Source organism: Streptomyces sp. NPDC056738 (assembly GCF_042790435.1).
Taxonomy (GTDB): Bacteria; Actinomycetota; Actinomycetes; order Streptomycetales; family Streptomycetaceae; genus Streptomyces.
Map to the genome: position 1 here is coordinate 111,805 of NZ_JBHTZF010000002.1, position 20,430 is coordinate 132,234.

A 20,430-nucleotide genomic window follows, 5' to 3' on the forward strand; every position below is an offset into this window, starting at 1 on the left:
GCGGCCGTCCGGCACCCCTCGGCCCCGCGCCGCGGCCGCCGGGCCCCCGCCCCCCCGCGCCCCCCGCGGCCCCCCCCGGCTCCCGCCGTCATGAACTCCGGTCCGGGCGTGGGCTGTTGCCGGGATGGGTGACGAGGTACGGGGCGGCTGCCGGGCCGGGCGGCGTCGCGCCGACGGCGTATGACTTGCGGCATCGGGCGGCGTCGGGCCGACGGAATCGAGTGTCATCGGGCCGGCGGCATCGGGCGGGCTTCGGAGGTGGCCGCAGCGGGCCGGCGGCACCGGAGCCGGCCCGTGCCTCTGCTTGTCTACCTCGGATTCGCGCTCTCCCGTTCCAGGTCGCCGGTGTCCAGGCGCAGCCGCAGGGTGTTGCGGCGGTGCGCGGCCGTCAGCGCCGCCCGCAGCGGGGAGGGCGGGACCGCGAGCACGGGGCAGACGGCGTGGGCGAGGCAGTGGCGGCCGACCGACGGCCACAGCGCGCGACGCAGCAGGCCCCGGTCGCCCGCGCCGACGACGATGAGGTCGCCGTCCCGGTCGGCGACGCGCACCAGTGCCGGGCCGGGGGCGCCCCGGACGACGAGCGCCCGTCCGGGCAGCCCGCTGCCCGCGCCGCCGAACGCGTCCCGCAGCGCGTCCGTGAGCCGTTCCCCGGCGAGCCGTTCCCACTCCGGGACCAGGGCTCGCGTGGCCGGGAACCTGCGGGCGGTGAGATCCCCCTCCGGAGGCTCCCAGGCGACCACCGGCCAGAGCTCCGCGCCGCGGAGCCGGGCCTCGTCGGCGGCCCGGCCCAGAACGGTGAGGCACCCCGGTGAGTCGCCCACGCCGACGACGACGCGGGCGACCGGGGGACGGGGGGACTCGGACATCGTCTTCACCTTCCGCATGTGCCGACCAGGAGGTCCGGGCCGGCGATCCATCGGTCTACCGCCTCCATCTCACCGCCGTCCCCGTGCTCCCGGCAGCGCGCGAGCCCGTTCTTGGCGCTCCCCTGACGGCGCTCCGCGGGCCCTCCCACCAGCGGTGTCAGCGGCCCGTCAAAGTCGTCCGGCCTCTCGTCAACGTCCCGTCAGGACCGGTCCGGCCAGCGGGGGATGCGGGCATAACGTCGGCAGCGAACCCCGGCCCGCCTCCCCGCGTCCGGGGTCCCACAGCTCCGATCCCACACTTCCCGCCCTTCGTGAGGCACCCCATGACAGAACTCCTCCACGGCGAGGACCCCGAGCCCGCCGATCGATTCCCGGCCGGACCCCTGTACGTACCGGTCCGGCCGGGTCCCTCCGTGTGCGCGGCCCGGCTCTTCCGCACCCCGCTCGGCCGGCGAACCGCCGTCGGCTTCACCTCCGAGCACCGGCTCATCGCCACCCTCGGTTCCGGCCAGGCCTGGATCCGGCTCGCCGAGCCCGCGCTGCGCGCGCTGACCGTGCCGCTCGGCGTCACCACGGTCACCGTCGACCCGCAGTTCACGGCCCCGGCGCCCGCACGCGTCACGGAGCCCGTCCCCGTGACGTCGGCCCCCGTCCCACCGGCCGGCCCGGTCACGCACGAGTTGTCCGCGCTGCGGATCGCCTGAGAGGAGCGACGATGACCACGGTTCACGAACCGGCACCCGCGACCACCGCCAGTACCACGCCGGGTACCCCCACCACCGCAACCGTCGCAACCGCTGCCGATGACGGACCCGGCACAGGCACCGCTGCGGCCGTAACGACCGCCGCCACCACGGCGACCGGCACAGGTACCACTGCCACCGCCGCCGAGCCTGCCGCAACCGCCGCCGCCATGGCGGTCGGCCTGTCGGTGTGGCCCGCCTCCACCACCGAGGCCCCGCACGGTGATCTCGTCGTGGGTGGCGTACCGCTCGCCGAGATCGCCGACCGCTTCGGCGCGCCCGTCTACGTCCTCGACGAGGCCGAGGTCCGCGACCGCTGCCGTACCTACCGGGACGCCTTCCCCGACGCGGAAGTCCTGTACGCGGCCAAGGCGTTCCTGTGCCGTGCGATGGCCCACTGGATGGACGAGGAGGGCCTCGGCCTCGACGTCTGTTCCGCCGGCGAACTCGAACTCGCCGTCACCACGGGCTTTCCGCCCGAGCGGATCGTGCTGCACGGCAACGCCAAGTCCCCGCACGACCTGGAGCTCGCCCTACGGCTGGGTGTCGGCCGCATCGTCATCGACAGCCCGTCCGAGATCGCCCGGCTCGCCGCAGCCGTGGGCCCGGACGGCCATCAGAAGGTGATGGTCCGGGTGGTGCCCGGCATCAGCGCGGGCGGTCACGAGAAGATCCGCACCGGCACCGAGGACCAGAAGTTCGGCCTGTCCATCGCCGACGGCTACGCGGCGCACGCCATCACCCGCATACTCGACCAGCCGCAGCTCGAACTCACCGGTCTGCACTGCCACTTGGGCTCGCAGATCACCAGCGTCACTCCGTACCGGATCGCCGTACGACGTCTGGTGGGCCTGATGAGCCGGCTCCACGAGCAGCACGGCCTGATCCTGCCCGAACTCGACCTCGGCGGCGGCCACGGCATCGCCTACCGCCCCGGCGAACCGGCCCTGGACCTCACCACGCTGGCCCGCAAGGTACGCGCCGAACTCGCCGACGCCTGCGCCACGGCCGGACTCCCCGTCCCCCGCCTGATCATCGAACCGGGACGGGCCATCGCCGGACCGGCGGGCATCGCCGTCTACCGTGTCCTGTCCGTCAAACACACCGGCGGGCACGTGTTCGTGGCCGTCGACGGCGGCATGAGCGACAACCCGCGCCCCGCCCTGTACGGCGTCCGCTACGCGCCGCGCCTGATCGGCCGGCGCAGCACCGCGGCCCCGGCCCGGGTCACCGTGGTGGGCCGGCACTGCGAGGCCGGCGACACCCTCGCCGCGGACACGGACCTCCCCGCCGACGTACGCCCCGGCGACCTGCTCGCGGTCCCCGTGGCCGGCGCCTACCACCTGTCCATGGCCTCCGGCTACAACCTGGTCGGCCGCCCGCCCGTGGTCGCCGTCCGCGACGGCCGGGCCCGCCTCCTGGTCCGCCGGGAATCCCTGGCCGACATCCGCAGCCGCGACGTGGGCCTGTAACCGACCCCAGATCTCCGGACAGGCCGGCCCTCCCTCCCTCGCCGACCGGCCTGTCCGGGCCTTCGTGCCCGGATGCCGGCCGCCTGCCTGTTCACGGGCAGTCCTCCACGCCCGGCGCCGGTGCCAGACAGGCGCCGGGCGGCATGTCTATTCCCGTTCCCCCTCGGCACCACCGGCGCCGGGCACCTCGGCTCCGGCCCGGCGGGCGGCTCCGGCCAGCGCCTCCAGGGCGGCCAGGTGCGACGCGAGCGCCTCGCGGCCGGTCAGGGTGAGAGCGAGCCACGTACGGGGCCGCTTGCCGAAGTAGCCCTTGCGGACGCTCACATAGCCGGCCTTCTCCAGCGAGGCGACCGTCTTGCTCAGTACGGAATCGGTGACCCCGCAGTAGTCCCGCACCGTGCTGAACTCGGCCTCGGCGCAACCGGAGAGGAACGCGGCCACGGTCAGCCGGGTGGGGTGGTGGATCTCCTTGTCCAGGCCCGGCGGCTCAGCATGGCAAGTAGTTTCTGTCTCGGCGAGTACGGGCGCACGAAAGCCCCGCCGGAACGGATCCCGGCGGGGCCCTCGGCGAGACAAGTGCGTACGCACACAACGACTCTGAGCGTTTGTCAGCTATGGCAGGCGGATGTCACGTCCGGTCGGCGGGCGGCCTTGCCTCGCTCGCCGCCTCGGTGGCCTTACAGCCGGTCAGTCCCGGCGGGCCAGCAGGCGGTAGGCGTTGGACACGCCGAGCCGGTGTGCGAGGGGGCGGATCGCGAAGCGGTCCAGGAGTGTGGCCAGGACCAGGGGCGGGATTCCCGCGACGAGCAGGGCCGTTCGCCCGGCACGCCGTAGCGCGCCCGGTGGGTTCGGCAGCCAGGGCGCGTCCTCGCGCGGAGCGGCGTGGTCCAGCGCCAGCCAGGCCGCGGCGAGCAGGTCCACCGGATCGTGCGGCTCGGCGTGCTGCTGTGCCACCACCGTGAACCCCAGCTCCGTCAGTCGGTGGCGCAGATTGGCGACCGGCACGAAGTGCAGGTGCTGCGGCTGGAGCCAGGGCAGCCACCAGCGGCCCAGCAGCCGGGCGTAGCGGCTCTCGGGGTCCGGGACCTCGATGAGCAGATGGCCGCCGGGCCGTACCGCCTGCCACGCGGCCCGCAGTTCACGGTCGGGGGCGGTGCTGTGCTCCAGGTAGTGGAACATGCTCACCACGTCGTAGCGCGCGGCGAGTTCCGGTGCCAGGTCGGGGAAGGCGCCACGGTAGCCGTGCTCCACCCGGCCCTCACGGGCCGCGAGTTCGACGCCGTCCGTGAAGTCGAGACCGTCGAACTCCGTGCGGGGCAGCACCTCGCGGGCCGTCGCGCAGAAGTGGCCGTGTCCGGTGCCGACGTCGAGCCAGGTCTTCGGGTCGGAGTCGTACGGCAGGATCGACTCGGCACGGTCCCGGTACATCTTGGTGCGGCCGCCGAACGTGTCGCCGAGTCTCTTCTCGCCGAGCCCGTCGTAGAAGTCGCGGTAGTAGAACTCCAGGCCGGTCTCGTTCAGCCGGGGGTTCTGAAAGACGTGCCCGCAGGCGTCGCACCGGTCGAGGACGAACCGGCCCGGCTTGTGCTGGAGCAGGTCGGTGGTGCGCAGCCGGGTGGTCAGCCGATCGGAGCCGCACCAGGGGCAGGTGGTGGCCGGTGGGTCGAAGTAGCGGTCCGTGCCCTCGGCCAGGTCGGCCAGGTAGCGGGGGCGCAGCCCTGCTACGAGATCGGTACGGGTGGGTTCCTCGACCGGGTCCGCGGCGTCGGGCTTGGGTCGCTGCGCGGGAACCCGTCCCGCCGATTCGCGGGCGCCCGGCCTCAACTGCCCCCCGGGGTTGGGTCCGGTCGGTTCCTCGGCGTCGGGCCCGGGTGGCTGCTCGGCGTCCAGGCCGGCCGGTTCGCCGGCGTCCCGCCTGCCCGGCTCCTCGGCGGCCTGCCCGGTCGGTCGATCCGTCTGCTCACTCATCGGTACTCCCAGGCGAGTTGTTCGAGGCTGTCCGCCGCCGCGGATGCACCGCCGGCGGCGCGGAACGCCGTGCCGATCCGTTCGGCGGCTGCGCGGTGCCCGGGTTCGTGCAGTACGGCGTCGAGCGCGGCGCCCAGCCGGGCGGCCGTCACCCGGCCGAACCTGACCCGGACGCCCGCCCCCGCGTCCACCACCTGGCCGGCCACCACCGGCTGGTCGTCGCGGATGGGTGCCACCACGAGCGGAACCTCGTGCCACAGCGCCTCGCACACGGTGTTGTGGCCGGCATGGCAGATCACGGCGTCGACCCGTTCGAGAAGGGCGAGTTGGGGTACGGAGGGCAGGACCAGCAGGTCCTTGTCGTCGCCGAGTGAGGGTCGAGAGGTGTACGGAGCCCTTGTGGCGTCCGGGGGCGGGTCGTCGCCCCGTGGCCGCCAGGCGGCGTCCGCGCCCAGGGTGTTCCCCGGGTCGACGACGACCCCCTGCACCCGGTCGGCCCGTGCGCGCAGGGCCTCCCGGCAGACGGCGAGGAAGCGCCCGCCGGCGTCCGCGTTCGCGGTGCCGAGCGTCACCAGCACCGTGGCCCGGCCGGGGTCGAGCCAGTCCCAGGGGAAGTCGGCCGCGGCCGGTCTGGCCGTGATCGAGGGACCGACCCAGCGGATCGGGCCGCCCCGAGCGACGGCCGGCGGACCGGCCAGCTCCACCGTGCTGAACGCCAGCACCAGATGCGGTGAGAACCGCGGATCGGTGTCGCCCGACGGATCCCCGACGGACCGGCGTAGGTCCGCCAGGCGCTCCGCCAGCCACTCCGTGACCTTCGGCAGCCCGGCCAGCGGGTCGCCGAACTCGGCCGAGGTGGTCGCCGAGGTGGCCCACGGCAGCCCCGCCCGCTCGGCGACCAGCCCACCGGAGAAGGCCTGTTGGTCGGCGACGACCACGTCAGGACGGAACGTCTCGACCGCCGCCCGCACCCCCGGCGCCATGGCCTCGGCCAGCGGCAGCAGATACCACTCCCACAGGAACTTCAGCGCCTCCGGCCCCCGCAGGTCGGCGGGCCGCCGGGCCTCGCCCACCCCCGGTACCGGCCCTGCGCACGGGAACACCGGGGCCCGGTCACCCGCGAGGCGCTCCACGAGATCGGGGTCCGCGCAGGCCCACGCCACCCGGTGCCCGCGCGCGAGCAGCAGGTCGGCGACCCCCACGGCCGGGTTGATGTGCCCCACCAACGGCGGCACCACGAAAAGGAATCCGCTCACCGGGCCTCGGCCCCCACACTCCGGGCCGCCGAAGTCCCCTGGATCTGCTCCAGGATGTGTCCGCCCACGGTCCCGGCCGCCTCCACCAGGACCGAGTGCTCGTGCCCCGGGATCACCACCGTCCGGCAGTCCGGCAGCAACGACCGTAACCAGGGCGCGAGTTCGGCGAGGTCGGAGTCACCTCCGTACACGCCGAGCACCGGACGGCGCAGTTCGGCGATCTGATCATCCGTCAGGACGTTGCTGGCCGGGATGTCCTGTCCGAGCGTGGTGTCCCGGGCGAGCCGGGCCGCGCCCCTGGCCAGCCGGGCCGTGTTGTGGCCGCGGTTCGCCGTGATCCAGGCGACGGCGTCGGGCTCGTTGTGCGCCAGTTGGGTCACCACCCGATCCAGGATGCCGCCGAGCTTCGACGCCCAGGCGGCGGTGGCCGGTTCGGACTCGATCAGCGTCACGCCGGCCACCCGCTCCGGGTGGTGGACCGCGAAACCGAAGGCGATCGTGCCGCCGTAGGAGTTGCCGACCAGGTGCACCGGTCCGGTCACCGCCAGCCGGTCCAGCAACGCCCGGAGATCGTCGATGTTGTGGTCCAGGGTGTAGCCCTCGGGCGGGCGTTCGCTGCGGCCGTGGCCCCGCAGGTCGTACATGACGACGTCGAGGCCGGCCGCCGCGAAGGTGGGCGCCACGGTGAAGTAGTAGCTGGCCAGGCTGTCGGTGAGCAGACCGTGGACCAGTACGACGGTCGCGGTGGCCGCCCGGCCGTCCCGGGGGCCGATCCTCTGTACGTGCAACCGGAGTCCACCGGCGTCGACCATCGCCATGCCTCAGCTCGCCTCCGCCGCCTTCAGGCTGGTCACGACGTAGGCGACGAGCTGCCCGACGGTGAGCCCGATGATCTCGTCGAACTCCATCCCGGCCAGGAACTCGGCGAAGTTGACCCGCCCGCCGTACCGCTCCTCCAGCAGTCCCGACAGCGTCACCAGGTCGATGCTCTCCAGCTCCAGATCGCGGTTGAACGTGGTCGCCATGCCGATCTCGACGTCGTCCAGGCCGTACTCGTCCTCCAGGAGCCGGGCGAGCAGTCCGGCGATGTCGGCGAGGACCACGTCCGCCTCGGCGGTGCGCGGGGTGGCGATGTCCGTAGGGCGGGTGGTGACGTCTGCGGGGTGGGGGGTGGCTTTCATGGGGCTTACTCCTCCTCCTGGGGGTGTCCCGTCGGTCCGAGCGGTCCCGTGGTCCAGGCCACGACATAGGCCCGTTCGGTCAGTCCGGGCGGGTTCGTGGCAGGCGCGCACCGCACCGCGTAGGCGCGTTCCAGGCGCCCCGAGACGATCAGCTCGTCCCCGGCCGGTGCCGCCTCCAGCACGGCGAAGTCGCGCGGCCGACCGCCGAAGCCGGTGCCCTCCGCCTTGGCGACCGCCTCCTTGGCGGCCCAGAACCGGGTGAACCACAGTGCCTCGGTGTCGCCGGTGTCGCCGGTGTCGCTCGTGCTGCCCGGCCCGCGGGTGGCGGACAGCGTCCGCAGCAGCCGCAGTTCGTCCGCGCCGAGCACCGTCGCCATCGCCTGCGGGTCGCGGGCTGTGACCTCCTCGATGTCGATGCCGGGACCGGGAGCGGGCGTGTGCGGCCGTACGATCGCCACGCCCACCTCGGCGCGGTGCGCGAGGGACACGTCCAGCGGGGGCAGCTCCCTGCCGTGCACCCCGGTGACGTACGGGCGGCCCATGTCGTCGTTGCGCACCCGCAGCTCCGCGGGAAACACCGGGCCCTCGCCGTGGTCCCACAGCCATTGCCGTACGGCGTCCTTGACCGCGATCCGGCCCAGCAGCCACTGCCGCCGTCCGCGCGGTGCGTGCCCGGCGTACTCCGAACGCTCCTGCCCGCCCAGCGAGTTGCGCATGATGAGTTCGCGCGACGCCAGATCCGGCCACCGTTCGTGCACCAGCGACCAGCCGCCGGGACGGGCATCGGACAGGGTGTTGCGCTCGGGGAAGCGCTCCACCGGGCGGGTGTGCGGGTCGTTGTCGAACCGGCGGTCCTGCCAGCCCCGCACCTCCGCCCACACCACGCCCGCCACCGAGAGCTGTACGTCGGCCTCCAGCACGGTGTCGGTGAGCGAGGTGATCCGCACCAGGCACGCCACCTCCGTCCCCGGGGCGGGGTGCGGGCCGTGGAAGCGTATTTCCCGCATCCCGACCGGGAACACGACCGTCCGCTCGGAGCGGGTCGCCATGATCCAGTAGCCGAGGATCTGGCCGACGTTGTCCAGCAGGGCGCCGGGCGCCGCCGGGGTGGTGATGACCCCGCGGATGTGCCGCTCGCCCAACGCGGTCAGTTCGGTGACTCCCTGGAACGCCGGACCGTGGAACATCCAGCGCTCGCCGTACAGTTGCGCCGCGGTGTGGAGCGGGGCGCGCTCGCTCGCGGGGTCGGTGCGCCAGCAGGCGGGCGGCGGGGCCGGGTACCCGGTGCCGAGTTCGACCGTGGCGCGGGCCCGGGGGCCGAAGGACATGGCGAGGCGGTCCGGTCCCACGGGCTCCGCCGTGACCCGCACGTCGACGGCCGGGGTGGCCGTCAGCCACTCCTCGAACCGGGCGCCGTGCACCGCGACCGGTACCCTGCCCGCCGCCGCCCGCCGGGCCGCGTCCATCAGGTGGTGCACGATCGTGGTCGCCGGGACGACCGGCCAGCGGTCGGCCACGTCCGGCCAGCCCGCCCGTTGCGGGAAGAAGCAGTGGTCGAGCAGGTACGGCATGGTCTCCGGGGAGACGCGGACGACCGAGGTTCGGGCGAGGGTGTCCGTCGCCGCGTCGCCGACCGCCGTTTGCGTTTCACCGCCCGCAGCTCGCGTCTCGCCGACCGTCGGCTGCGTCTCCGCGACGGGTCTGGAGGCGGGCATGGCGACGGGTCTGGAGGCGGGCGCGGAGGCGGAGTCGGAAGGTGGGGGCGTGGCGCCCGGCCGGCGAGCGGGCCGCGCGGTGATGAGCGCTGCCGCCGTGTCCGCGGTGTCCCGGAGCAGGGCGTCCAGTTCGGCAGCGCCGGGGAACCGGTCGGCGAGCCCACCAAGTCCACCAAGCTCACCAAGCGCGCCCAGCCCGCCCGGCCCATTCGGCGCGTACCGCGCGGCGGCGCCCGGAGCGGGGGTGGCCGTCTTCAACTCGGCTCTCAGGTCGGCGAGTTCAGGCCCGTCGAGCGAGATCAGCGCGCCGTCCAGGTCGAGTCGTACGGGAGGCCGCGCCGACAGCGCGCCGCCGTCGGCGGTTCCGGTTCCGCCGATACTGGTTTCGGCTCCGGCTCCGGCTCCGGCCCCGACTCCCGAAGTGGCGCCTGTGCGAGGCCCGTTGGACAGGGCGGGAGCGACGGCCGCCCCCGCGGTCCATAGTGCTGCCGCCACCCGGCGCAACTGTGCCAGGCCGCTGCGGTGGGGGGAGTTGGCCGCCACGGTCAGATGGTCGCGGTCGCCGAGGGTGTCGCCCACGAGCGACCCGAGCTGCCCGGGGCCCACCTGGACGAAGGTCCGGTGCCCGGCCGCGTGCAGCGCCTCGGTCAATTGCCGGAAGCGCACGGGTTCCAGCAGGTGCCGGACGAACAGATCACGTACCGCCTCTTCTCGTTCGGGGAACGGCGCCGCGGTCGTCCCCGACCACACCGGGACGGTCGCCGGATGCAGCCGGAACCGCCGCGCCGCCTCTCTGATCGGCCCGAGGTAGGGCGCCAGCATCGGCGTGTGGAAGCCGGACCGGAACGGCAGCACCTGGCCGAGTACACCGCGGGCCCGGAACGACCGGATGAAGTCCTCGACCGCGTCGTCCGGCCCGCACACCATCGACTGGCCCGGCGCGTTGTCGTGGGAGAGAACCAGGCCCGCGCCCGTGAACTCCTCCTCCAGGGCGGCCAGTACGCGCTCGGCGGGTGCGCCGACGGCACCGAACGCGAGACCCGACACCGTGACCGTGTCCGGATCGAAGCCCGCCATGAAGGCGTCGACCTCGTCCCCGGAGTACAGCCCGGCCACCGTCATCGCGGTCCATTCGCCGACGCTGTGCCCGGCGACCGCGTCCGGCACGACACCCAGGCGACGCAGCGCCGCGTCGAGAAGGCGTCCGACGGCCACCACGCCGAGGCCGTGCCGGCCCACGTCGCCGACGGGGTCGCCGTCGGGCAGCGCCCGGGGCAGTCCGAAGTACGCGGCCACGTCGTCGACGCGCGCGGAGAACTCGCTCTCCAGACCGGGGAAGACGAAGACGAGCTTGCCGTGCCCGGGACCGAGCAGGGGGCCGGGCCGGAACCAGACGTCGCCCCGGCCGTGCCAGGCGCGGCCCCGGCCGACCGCCCGGCGGGCCAGCGCCAGCCGTTTCGCGGTCGGGTCGACGATGCCGAGCCGGGCCCGGCCCGCGGCCGGATGGCCGAGCGCGGGGTCGAGCCCGGCGGCGCGTACCGCGGCGTCGTCGGTGTCCAGAAGTGCGGCGAGCTGTTCCGGACCGTCCGCGGCGAGCAGCAGGACCCGTTCGGGCTCGGTGACCCGCACGGCCGGGCGCGCGGCTGCCGGGGCGGGCGTCGTCGTGACGGGTGCCGGTGCCTCCTCCAGCACCACGTGCGCGTTGATCCCGCCGAAACCGAAGGCGTTCACGGCGGCCCGGCGCACCGGCTGACCGGACGAGACTTCCCAGGGGACGGCTTTCTCCAGCGTGCGGAAGCGGGTCGCCGCCAGCGCCGGATGAGGGTCGTCGCAGTGCAGTGTCGGCAGCAGCGTCGCGTGGTGCACCGCGAGGGCGGCCTTGACCAGTCCGGCCACCCCGGCGGCGGGCATGGTGTGGCCGATCATCGACTTCACCGAGCCGATCACCGCGCGGTCCGTGCCGGGTTCTCCGGCGGGGCCGAACACCGCTCCGAGTGTGGCCAGTTCGGCCGCGTCGCCGGCCGGGGTCGCGGTGCCGTGCGCCTCCAGCAGGCCGACCGAGCCGGGCGCGGCCGGGTCGAGCCCGGCGGCGAGCCAGGCCTGCCGTACGGCACTCGCCTGACCGCCGGGATCGGGGGAGACCAGGCCGGCGGCCCGGCCGTCGCTCGCGACCCCGGTGCCCCGGATCACCGCGTAGATCCGGTCGCCGTCGCGCCGGGCGTCGGCCAGTCGCTTCAGTACGACGACTCCGGTGCCCTCGCCGACGAGGAGGCCGTCGGCGTCGCGATGGAAGGGGCGGATGCGCTCGCTGGGGGAGAGGGCGCGCAGTTGGGAGAAGACGCTCCACAGGGTGATGTCGTGGCAGTGGTGGACGCCTCCGGCGAGCATCAGGTCGCAGCGGCCCGAGGAGAGTTCACCCACCGCCTGGTCGACCGCGACCAGCGACGAGGCACACGCGGCGTCCACGGTGTAGGCGGGGCCGCGCAGGTCGAGCCGGTTGGCCACGCGGGAGGCGGCGAGGTTGGGCACCAGGCCGATCGCCGACTCGGGGCTGTCGGGGCCGAGCCGGTCCGTGAACGCCGCTCGCACGCGCTGCAGTTGAGTGCTTGTCAGGTCTGGTAACAACTCGCCCAGAGTGCGTACCAGTTGCCCGGCCGTGCGTACCCGTTGGTCGAGCCGCACCAGGCCCGGGGTGAGATAGCCGCCCCGGCCGAGGACGACACCGACGCGCCGCCGGTCGGGAAGCCGGCCCGGGCCGCCCGCGTCCGCGAGGGCCGCGGCGGCCACGTGCAGGGCGATGAGCTGGTCGGGCTCGGTGCCGGCGACCGAGTTCGGCATGATCCCGAACCTGGTCACCTCCACCTCGGCCAGTGCGTCCACGAACCCGCCCCTGCGGCAGTACACCTGGTCGGCCACGGCCGGTGCGGACGCGGTGCCGGGGCGGTAGTAGTCGGCGTCCCAACGCCCGGTCGGCACCTCTCCGATCGCGTCCACGCCGTCCCGCAGGTTGAGCCAGTACGCGTCCAGATCCCGGGCCCCCGGCATCAGCACGGCCATGCCGACGATGGCGACCGGAACCTGCCGCCGGGTCACCGGCTGTTCCGCCGCACCGGCCGCCCGATCCCTCGCCGTGCTCGCGGCACTCGGCGCACTTGCCGCGTCGGCCGTACTCGGCGTCCCGTCCCCGGCCGCACCTGCTGCGTCGGCCGCACTCGCCGTCCGGTCCCTCGCCGCACTCGCTGCGTGGGCCACACCCGCCATCCGGTCCCTCGCCGCGTCTGCCGCGGGACCCGTCACCGAACCCCTCACCAGCCCGAGGCGGTGTAGACGACGGAGGTGGTCGACGGGTCGCCCCAGGCGAGTTCACGCAGCAGGGCCGCGGTGCCTTCCTCGGGGTCGATCAGGCCGATGCCCCGGCGGCCGTAGGCGCGGGCCAGCTCCGGTTTGACCATGCCGCCGTGCCGGGCGGCGGGCGCCCAGGGCCCCCAGTGCACGGTCAGCGCCCGGTGCCCGGTGCGCGCGGCCCAGGCCGAACCGAGGGTCTGGAGCGCGTCGTTCGCCGCCGCGTAGTCCGCCTGGCCCCGGTTGCCGAGGACGCCCGAGATGCTGCCGAACAGCACGGTGAACGCCGGTCCGTCGGGCAGTTCCTCCAGCGCGGTGAGCAGGGCGTCGGCGCCCGTCGCCTTCGTGCCGTAGACCCGTTGGAAGGACTCGGGGTTCTTCTCGGCGATGATCCGGTCCTCGATCACCCCGGCCGCGTAGACGACACCGTCGAGGCGGCCGTGCTCGGCGTGGATGTCCTTCACCGCCTGGAGCACCGCGTCCGGCTCCCGGAAGTCGACACAGCGGTAGCGGACCTCGCTTCCGAGCGCCCTGAGTTCCGTGAGTGTCGTGGCGATCTCCCGCTGGGCGAGGAGGAGTTTGGCGGCCTGGTTGATCGCCGCGGGTGTCGTCCCGCCGCGCGCGGCGAGCGCCGCGCGCAGTGCGGCCGGGGTATGCGCGGCGGCCGTGTCCGGGTCCTCCGGGCCGTCCGGCGCCGGTGTCCTGCCGAGGAGTTCGAGCCGGCAGCGTCCGGCGGCGGCGAGGGCCGCGGCGCACTGCGCGGTGATGCCGCGTGCACCGCCGGCCAGCAGGACCACCGCGTCCCGGTCCAGGCCGAGCGCGGCGGCCTCGGCGGCCCCGGCACCGGCCGGGCCCGCTCCGGTGCCGCCGAGGATCCCCAGCGGTGACTCGACCAGCTCCAGGCCGAACCGGCCCTCCGGCCGGCGCAGGACGACCGGGGCGAGGTCGGACTTGCCCAGCTCGTCGACCAGCGCGTCCGCGAGCAGCAGCCTGTCCGCGACGGTCAGCGTGTCCGAGACGGCCGGCGTGGTCACCACCTCCACCGTCCGCGCGACCGTCGACGGGTACTCGCGCGCCACCGTGCGGAAGAAGCCGCGCAGCCCCGCGGCCGCCGTGTTCGGCGCACCTCTGCCCACCGCCCGCAGGGCCAGCAGCCGGTTCGGTGCCATGGCGAGGGCGGCCTTCAGGACGGGGAACGCGTCCGGCAGCACCGGCGCGCCACCCGTGACGAGGTACACGACCCCGTCCACCCGGCCGTCGTCCCGCGTGAGCAGATGCTCCCGGTCGTGTACGACGACGTCGGCGCCGTACGAGGCGAGCCGGGCGCCGATCTCGGGGGCGTCGCCGAGGACGGCCCACCGCGTCCCGGACAGGAGGGCCGCCGGATCCGCGGGGCCACCCTCCGGCCCGAGGGGCACCGACCGCAGCACATACCGCTTGGGCGCTTCGCCGTTCACCGTCGCGGCGTTCAGCTCGTCGCCGACCACCGCGTCGCCGCTCGCCGCATCGCCGTTCAGAGCTTGGCTGTTCAGAGCTTGGCTGTTCAGGGCTTCGCCGTGCGCCGCTCGTACGGCCTCGACCGTGCCGGACGCCGCCGATGTCTGCGACGCCTCGAACGCCTCGGCGGATTCGGCGGACTCGGCGGACTTGAGGGGCTCTCCGGACTCGGTGGCCGCGGGGGCCTCAGCCGGGTCGGCGGTGTCGGCCATGGCGGCCGCCGGGATCGTCCCGGCGTCCTCGGCGGCTTCGGCGGGAAGCGCGGCCGGTTCGGCGGGGCCGGAGAGCCGCGCGGTCAGCCAGTCGGTCACCGCGGCGGCGGTCCGTGCCTTCGCCAGATCCTCCAGCTCGGCGTCGTCGAGACCGGTGAGGTCCGCACCGTCCCCGGCGCCGAGGCGCCGGGCCAGTTCGCCGGCTATCTCGGCCCGTTTGATGGAGTCGATGCTGAGGTCGGCCTCCAGGTCGAGATCGGGCTCGATCATGTCGAGGGGATAGCCGGTTCGCTCGCTGATGATCTCCAGGACCATCTGCTGGACGTCGACGTCCTGAACCGATGCCGACCCGGTGGCGGGTGCCTGGTCGTCCGACGGCCCGGTCGTCCGGGGCGGCGCCGACATCGGTGGCTCCGGCTCCGCCTGGGGCGCGGCGGCGGTCGTCGTGCCCTGCGGTGCCGGCACGGCGACGGGCGCGGGCGGCGCGGCGGTCCGTTCACCGGCCACCGCACCGAGGTAGGTCATCAGCACGTCACGCTGGGCGGCGATCATCTCACGGCTGGTGCGCAGGAATTCGGTGATCACCGCGTCCTGGGCGTCTTGGCGGTCCTGGTAGTGCGCGCCGTTGCTGCCGTTGCTGCCGTTGCTGCCGTTGCTGCCGTTGCTGCCGTTTCCGGCGTGCAGGTCGTGCACGCCGTTCGTGCCGTGGCGGCCGTCCCGGTCGGACGGGACCGCGTGCGGGGGGTTCGTCGGCACAGTCGTCTCCACGACTCGTCGGGCCGGTGCCAGCGCACCGGGAAGGAGGTCTCCGGCGGCGGTGCGGACCAACTGTCCGTCGACCGTCCAGCCGGGCCGCTTCGGCACCGGCGTGCGCACCGCGTCGACGGCGTCGCGGCCTCGTAAGAGCCAGCCGGTGCGCACCGGCAGCCCGGCGACGGCCAGCCGGGCCAGGGCGTCCAGCCAGCCGCGCAGGCCGCTCTCGGGGCGCGGCTCGCAGGCGACCGTCCGGTGCGGCCGGTCGCCGAGGATCTGTCCGACCAGCCCGGTCAGCACGGATCCGGGCCCGGCCTCGACGAAGATCCGCGCGCCCGCCTCGTACATCGCCTCGATCTGCTCGACGAAGCCGACCGGGGCGCCGATCTGGTCGGCGAGTTCGGCCCGTACCGCGTCCGGGTCGGCGGCGTACGGCATCGCGGTGCGGTTGGCCCACACCGGGAACTCCGGGGCGCGCACCGGGCGGGCCGCGAGCGCCTCGGCGAACCGGTCGCCCGCGCCGGCGACCAGAGGGCTGTGGAAGGCGCAGGCCACGGGGATGCGCCGGGCGTCGTACCCGGCCTCGCGCAGCAGACGTACGGTGTCCGTGACGGCGTCGGCCGGGCCGGATATCACCGTCTGACGGGGCGCGTTGCGGTTGGCGACGACCACCGTGGCCGGGGCCTCCACGGCCCGGAGCGCCCCCGCGACCTCCGCGGCGCCGGCCGTGACCGCGGCCATGGTCCCCGGGTCCGCTCCGCGGTCCGCCCCGGCGGCCGCGAGGATGGCCGTCGCCCGTTCGGAGCTGAGCGCCATAAGCGTCTCGGGGCTCAGGGCGCCCGCCGCGCTCAGGGCGACCAGTTCGCCGTAGCTGTGCCCGGCGGCCATGTCGGGCCGCACCCCGGCCGTGGTGAGCAGGGCGTGGGCGGCGAGTCCGGTGATGCCGAGGGCGGGCTGTGCGGCCCGGGTGTCGGTGAGCGCCGCCCGCTGCCGGTCGCGTGCGCCGTCGTCGAAGGCGGCGGGCGGGTACAGGCGGCCGGCGTGGTCGGCGCCGAGTTCGAGGTAGTGGCGCAGCTCGGGGAAGGCGACGAACAGGTCGGTGAGCATGCCGGGGCGCTGGCTGCCCTGACCGGGAAAGAGGAAGGCGACCTTGCCTTCGACCGCTTTGCCCTCAGCCGCTTTGCCCTGGCCCGCCTTGCCCTCGGCCGGGTCCTGGGTGAGGTGGGGCCCGTGTGTGGGGCCTTCGGCCGTGTCCTGGGCGCGGTGGGGCCCGTGCGTGGGGCCGTCAACCGGGTCCTGGGTGAGGTGGGGCCCGTGTGTGGGGCCTTCGGCCGGGTCCTGGGCGAGGTGGACGTCGTGCGCGGGGTCCTCGGCCCGGCTCTGGGCGAGGTGGACGCCGTGCGCGGGATCGTGCTCCCCGGCCAGCGCCTTCCGCAGCCGCCCGACCAGTTCGTCCACGTCCGCGGCCACGACCGCCACCCGCGCCGGATCCGGACAGACGTCGGCCCGGCGGGCCGCGCTCAGCGCCAGGTCGCGCAGCCGCCACGGTCGGCCGTCGGCCTCGGCGGCCACCAGCAGGTCCTCGACGGCCCGGTGGGCCGCCGCCGTGTCCCGGCCCCGGAACACGAACAGTTCGGCGGGCCATTCGTCCAGCGCCTGCGCCGGTGCCACCCCGTCCGCGTACGCGCCGAGCACCACATGGAAGTTGGTGCCGCCGAAGCCGAACGCGCTGACACCGGCCAGCCGTTGACCGGCCGGAGCCGCCCAGGGCCGGGCCCTGGTGTGGAAGACGAACGGGCTGCTCGCCTCGTCCCAGGCCGCGTTGGGGTGCTCCAGGTGCAGGGTGGGCGGCCGGACCCCGGTGTACAGCGCCAGGGTCGTCTTGATCAGCCCGGCCAGCCCGGCGGCACACTTGGTGTGTCCTATCTGCGACTTGACCGAACCGAGCGCGCAGCTCCCCGGCTCGGCCCCGGCCTGGCCGAACACCTCGCCCAGGACGGTCAGTTCGGTGCGGTCGCCGACCACGGTCCCGGTTCCGTGCGCCTCCACGAGCCCGACGTCCGCCGGTGACACCCCCGCGTTGCGGTAGGCCCGCTCCAGTGCCGAGCGTTGCCCCTCGGGGCGGGGCGCGGTCAGACCCAGGGAGCGGCCGTCGCTGGAACTGCCGAGGCCCTTGATCACGCCGTAGATCCGGTCGCCGTCCCGCTCGGCGTCCGCGAGCCGCTTCAGGACGACGCAGGCGACGCCTTCGCCGAGCGCGATGCCGTCCGCCGAGCCGTCGAAGGAGCGGGAGCGCCCGGTGGGGGAGAGCGCGTGCACCGAGGAGAACAGGACGTAGTCGTTGATGCCGTTGTGCAGGTCGGCGCCACCGCACAGCACCACGTCGCTGGTGCCGCCGACGAGTTCCTTGCACGCGACGTCCACCGCGGCCAGCGAGGAGGCGCACGCGGCGTCGACGGTGTAGTTGGCGCCGCCGAGGTCCAGCCGGTTGGCGATCCGGCCGGAGATCACGTTGGCGAGCATGCCGGGGAAGGAGTCCTCGGTCAGCCGGGGCAACTGGACGTCGAGGCCCTCGGGGACGCGCCCGTGGTACGACGGGAGAACGGCGCGCAGGGTGGCCGCGTTGGACAGGTCGCTGCCCGCCTCCGCGCCGAACACCACCGACGTACGGGAACGGTCGAACTCCCGTCCCCCGTCGCCGTATCCGGCATCCTCCAGGGCGCGCCGGGCGGCCTCCAGAGACAGTAGCTGGACCGGCTCGATGCTGCCGAGCGAGGCCGGCGGGATGCCGTAGCGCAGCGGGTCGAAGGGGATACGGGGCAGGAAGCCGCCCCACTTGGAGGGCACGGCCCCGCTGGAGGAAGCGGCCCGGTCGGAGGGAGCGGCACCGCTGGAGGGGACGGCACCACTGAAGGGGGCGAACCCGTCGGAGGGGGAGCCGCCGTTCGTGGTCCGGGCCCCGTCGGCGCCCGGCCCGTAGTGGACGGCCGGGTCCCAGCGGTCGGGCGGAACCTCACCGACCGCGTCCCGGCCGCCGACGACGTTCGCCCAGAAGGCGGCCAGGTCGGGCGCCTGCGGGAACATGCAGGCCATTCCGACGACAGCGATGTCCAAGGGAGGCGGCGCCACCGGCTCCCGCGTCCCGGCCGCGCCCGGTCGCTCGCCGAGCCGGTCGCGCAGCCCCGCCGCCTGCCGCGTGAGGAAGCCGGCGGCCCCGGAGGTCACCGACTCGTGCAGCGCCGCGAGGGTCGTGGTGGCCGAGCGCAGTACGGCCACCTCCCCGGCCATGAACATGCCGTCGGTGAGCTGGCGCGCCTCGTCGACCGACCTGAGCGCCCCGTCGCCGTCCCGTTCCACGCCCTTGCTCGCGAGGCGCAGCCGCCCGACGTTGAGCTGCTCCAGTTCCTCCCAGATCCGCCGGTCGGCCACGCCCGCGGACCGCAGCCGCCCCTCGTGCGCGCGGTACCCCTCGGTGAACGAGCTCGGCACGCAGCGGGTGGCGTGGCCGGGCGCGGTCTCCAGGAGGGTGGTCCGCTCGGCGGCCCGCACCTGGCGCTGGAAGAGCGGCTGGATCGCGCCGCGCGCGACCGCCTCCTCGGTGAACAGGTACGCGGTGCCCATGAGGACCCCGACGGCGGCCCCGCGAGCGGTCAGCGGGGCCGCGAGCGCCGCGACCATCGCCGCCGAGCGCTCGTCGTGGACACCGCCGGCGAAGAACACCTCCAGCGCCTCCGCCGTGTCCCCGCCGTACCCGTCTCCTGCACCCTCGCCGCCGCCCTTGCCCTTCCTGCCGCCGTTGTCGGCCGTGCCGTCCAGGAAGTCCTCCAGGACCGCGAGTTGCGCCTCCCAGAGCGGGAAACTGCCGCGCGGACCGACGTGTCCGCCGCACTCGGAACCCTCGAAGACGAACCGGCGGGCCCCGGCTTCCAGGAACTGCCCCAGCAGCCCCGGCGAGGGGACGTGCAGGAACGTGCGGATCCCCTCCCGCTCCAGCGCCCGCGCCTGGGAAGGCCGCCCGCCCGCGATGACGGCGTGCGTCGGCCGCAGTTCCCGTACCGCCTCCAACTGGGCGGCACGCATCTCCTCCGGCGCGAAACCGAGCACGCCGACGCCCCAGGGCCGCCCGGCCACGGCGGCCCGGGTCTCGGTCAGCATCGCCCGGGCGCGCGTGCCGTCCGCCAGCGCCAGCGCGAGAAAGGGCAGGGCGCCGTCCTCGGCGACCGCCGCCGCGAACTCGGCGCGGTCACTGACCCGGGTCATGGGTCCCTGGGCGACGGGCAGTCGGGTGCCGAGCGCCCGGCTCATCGCGGAGCCCGGGCCCAGTGCTGCGGCGGCCGTGTCGTCGCGTACGACGTCGCGCACCGCGTCCGTCAGAGCGCGCACCGTCCGGCGCACGTCCCCCCAGCGCTCCGCGAACCGGGCGGCGAGGAAGCCGTCCTGACCCACCGGCAGCAACTGGGTACGAGGATCCTGGGCGCCCAGTGCCGCGGCCACCGTCTCCGGGTCGTCCCGCTCGACGCGTGGTGCGTCCGGGCCCCGCCGCAGCAGCACCCGGTGACCGGCCAGCACGGTCGTCTCCGAGCCGTCCAGGGACCGCAGTTGTGCCGCGGCCGCCTCGGGGAGAGAGGACTCGGCGAGCAGCGCGAGCTGGCTGTCCAGCACCACCCCGGCGGCCCCGCCGGCCATCGCGGCGGCGGCCGTCCGGGGGCCGATGCCGCCACAGGCCCAGACGGGGAGCGTCATGTCGGGCGCTGTGAGCAGCCGCTGGAGCAGGACGAAGGTGCTCAACTCCCCGATCCGGCCGCCGCATTCGCTGCCGCAGGCGATCAGTCCGTACGCTCCTGCGAGCACCGCGGCCCGCGCCTCGTCGAGGTCCGTCACCTCCACCAGCACACGGTGGTCGGCGGTCAGGTCACCGGTCCGCCAGGGCGCGTCGACCGCGAGGACCACCGTGTCCGGCCGGCCGGCGTCACCGGTCCCCGGCGCGAGGTCGGCGGGGTCCAGTCGGCAGCGGGCGCCGATCCGCACCCCGAACGGGCCCGGTGCCAGGCGGCCCAGGCGTTCCAGGGCGTCACGGGATCTTCGGTCCCCGTCGCCCAGGTCGAGAACGCCGAGCCCGCCGGCCCGGCACACCGCCGCGGCCAAGCGGGCGTCGGGTTCGCCGAACGGGGTGATGCCGATGATCATGTCCTCGGAACGCACAGCAGACGTCATGATTCTCCGAATCAAGCTGAGACTGCATGGTGGGGGATGCGGTACGACAACGATGGCGGCACGTCGGATTCCAGCGGGACCTGCGGAAACCCCGGGAACACCGTTCAATAAAGCCTGCTCGAAACGCGTTGAAAGGTAGCCCTGTTGTTACTGGCTGGTCAATGTTGAACCAGTGGGGCGCTGTACGGACGCATCGATTCGGTCAATCGTG

The 20,430-nt window shown here is 74.5% G+C and carries 10 protein-coding genes; 2 read left to right on the top strand and 8 right to left on the bottom strand.

Annotated features, from left to right (window positions below; genetic code table 11):
- Window positions 1-308: 308 nt before the first annotated feature.
- Window positions 309-866 (bottom strand): universal stress protein, encoded by a 558-nt coding sequence (locus tag ACFRIC_RS04245; RefSeq protein ID WP_382779111.1) that lies wholly within the window; start codon window positions 864-866, stop codon window positions 309-311.
- Between the two features lie 323 nt (window positions 867-1,189).
- Here ACFRIC_RS04245 and ACFRIC_RS04250 point away from each other — a divergent pair, with 323 nt between their 5' ends.
- Both ACFRIC_RS04250 and lysA read left to right on the top strand, forming a co-directional pair.
- Entirely contained in the window at window positions 1,190-1,570 is a 381-nt protein-coding gene (locus ACFRIC_RS04250) for an SAV_915 family protein (RefSeq protein WP_382779114.1), read from the top strand.
- A 209-nt stretch (window positions 1,571-1,779) separates the two neighbouring features.
- Window positions 1,780-3,081 (top strand): diaminopimelate decarboxylase, encoded by a 1,302-nt coding sequence (gene lysA, locus ACFRIC_RS04255; RefSeq protein ID WP_382780780.1) that lies wholly within the window; start codon window positions 1,780-1,782, stop codon window positions 3,079-3,081.
- Between the two features lie 147 nt (window positions 3,082-3,228).
- Here lysA and ACFRIC_RS04260 read toward each other — a convergent pair whose 3' ends face one another.
- The 7 genes from ACFRIC_RS04260 to ACFRIC_RS04290 form a co-directional block, all read right to left on the bottom strand.
- Complete coding sequence (locus ACFRIC_RS04260) at window positions 3,229-3,522, bottom strand: transcriptional regulator (protein ID WP_382779117.1); 294 nt, start codon at window positions 3,520-3,522, stop codon at window positions 3,229-3,231.
- 246 nt (window positions 3,523-3,768) lie between these two features.
- Entirely contained in the window at window positions 3,769-5,049 is a 1,281-nt protein-coding gene (locus tag ACFRIC_RS04265) for a class I SAM-dependent methyltransferase (RefSeq protein WP_382779120.1), read from the bottom strand.
- A complete protein-coding gene (locus ACFRIC_RS04270; RefSeq protein WP_382779123.1) occupies window positions 5,046-6,305 on the bottom strand; it encodes a glycosyltransferase in 1,260 nt (419 codons plus the stop codon). The genes ACFRIC_RS04265 and ACFRIC_RS04270 overlap by 4 nt, the downstream gene beginning before the upstream one ends.
- Window positions 6,302-7,123: an alpha/beta fold hydrolase gene (locus ACFRIC_RS04275; RefSeq protein ID WP_382779126.1), complete on the bottom strand. Its 822-nt coding sequence runs from the start codon at window positions 7,121-7,123 to the stop codon at window positions 6,302-6,304. Before ACFRIC_RS04275 ends, ACFRIC_RS04270 begins: the two co-directional genes overlap by 4 nt.
- A 3-nt stretch (window positions 7,124-7,126) precedes the next feature.
- A complete protein-coding gene (locus ACFRIC_RS04280) occupies window positions 7,127-7,486 on the bottom strand; it encodes an acyl carrier protein (RefSeq protein ID WP_382779129.1) in 360 nt (119 codons plus the stop codon).
- A 5-nt stretch (window positions 7,487-7,491) separates the two neighbouring features.
- On the bottom strand, window positions 7,492-12,258 hold the full coding sequence (locus ACFRIC_RS04285; RefSeq protein WP_382780782.1) for a beta-ketoacyl synthase N-terminal-like domain-containing protein: 4,767 nt from the start codon (window positions 12,256-12,258) through the stop codon (window positions 7,492-7,494).
- Window positions 12,259-12,506: 248 nt separating this feature from the next.
- Entirely contained in the window at window positions 12,507-20,219 is a 7,713-nt protein-coding gene (locus ACFRIC_RS04290) for an SDR family NAD(P)-dependent oxidoreductase (RefSeq protein WP_382779133.1), read from the bottom strand.
- Window positions 20,220-20,430: the final 211 nt, after the last annotated feature.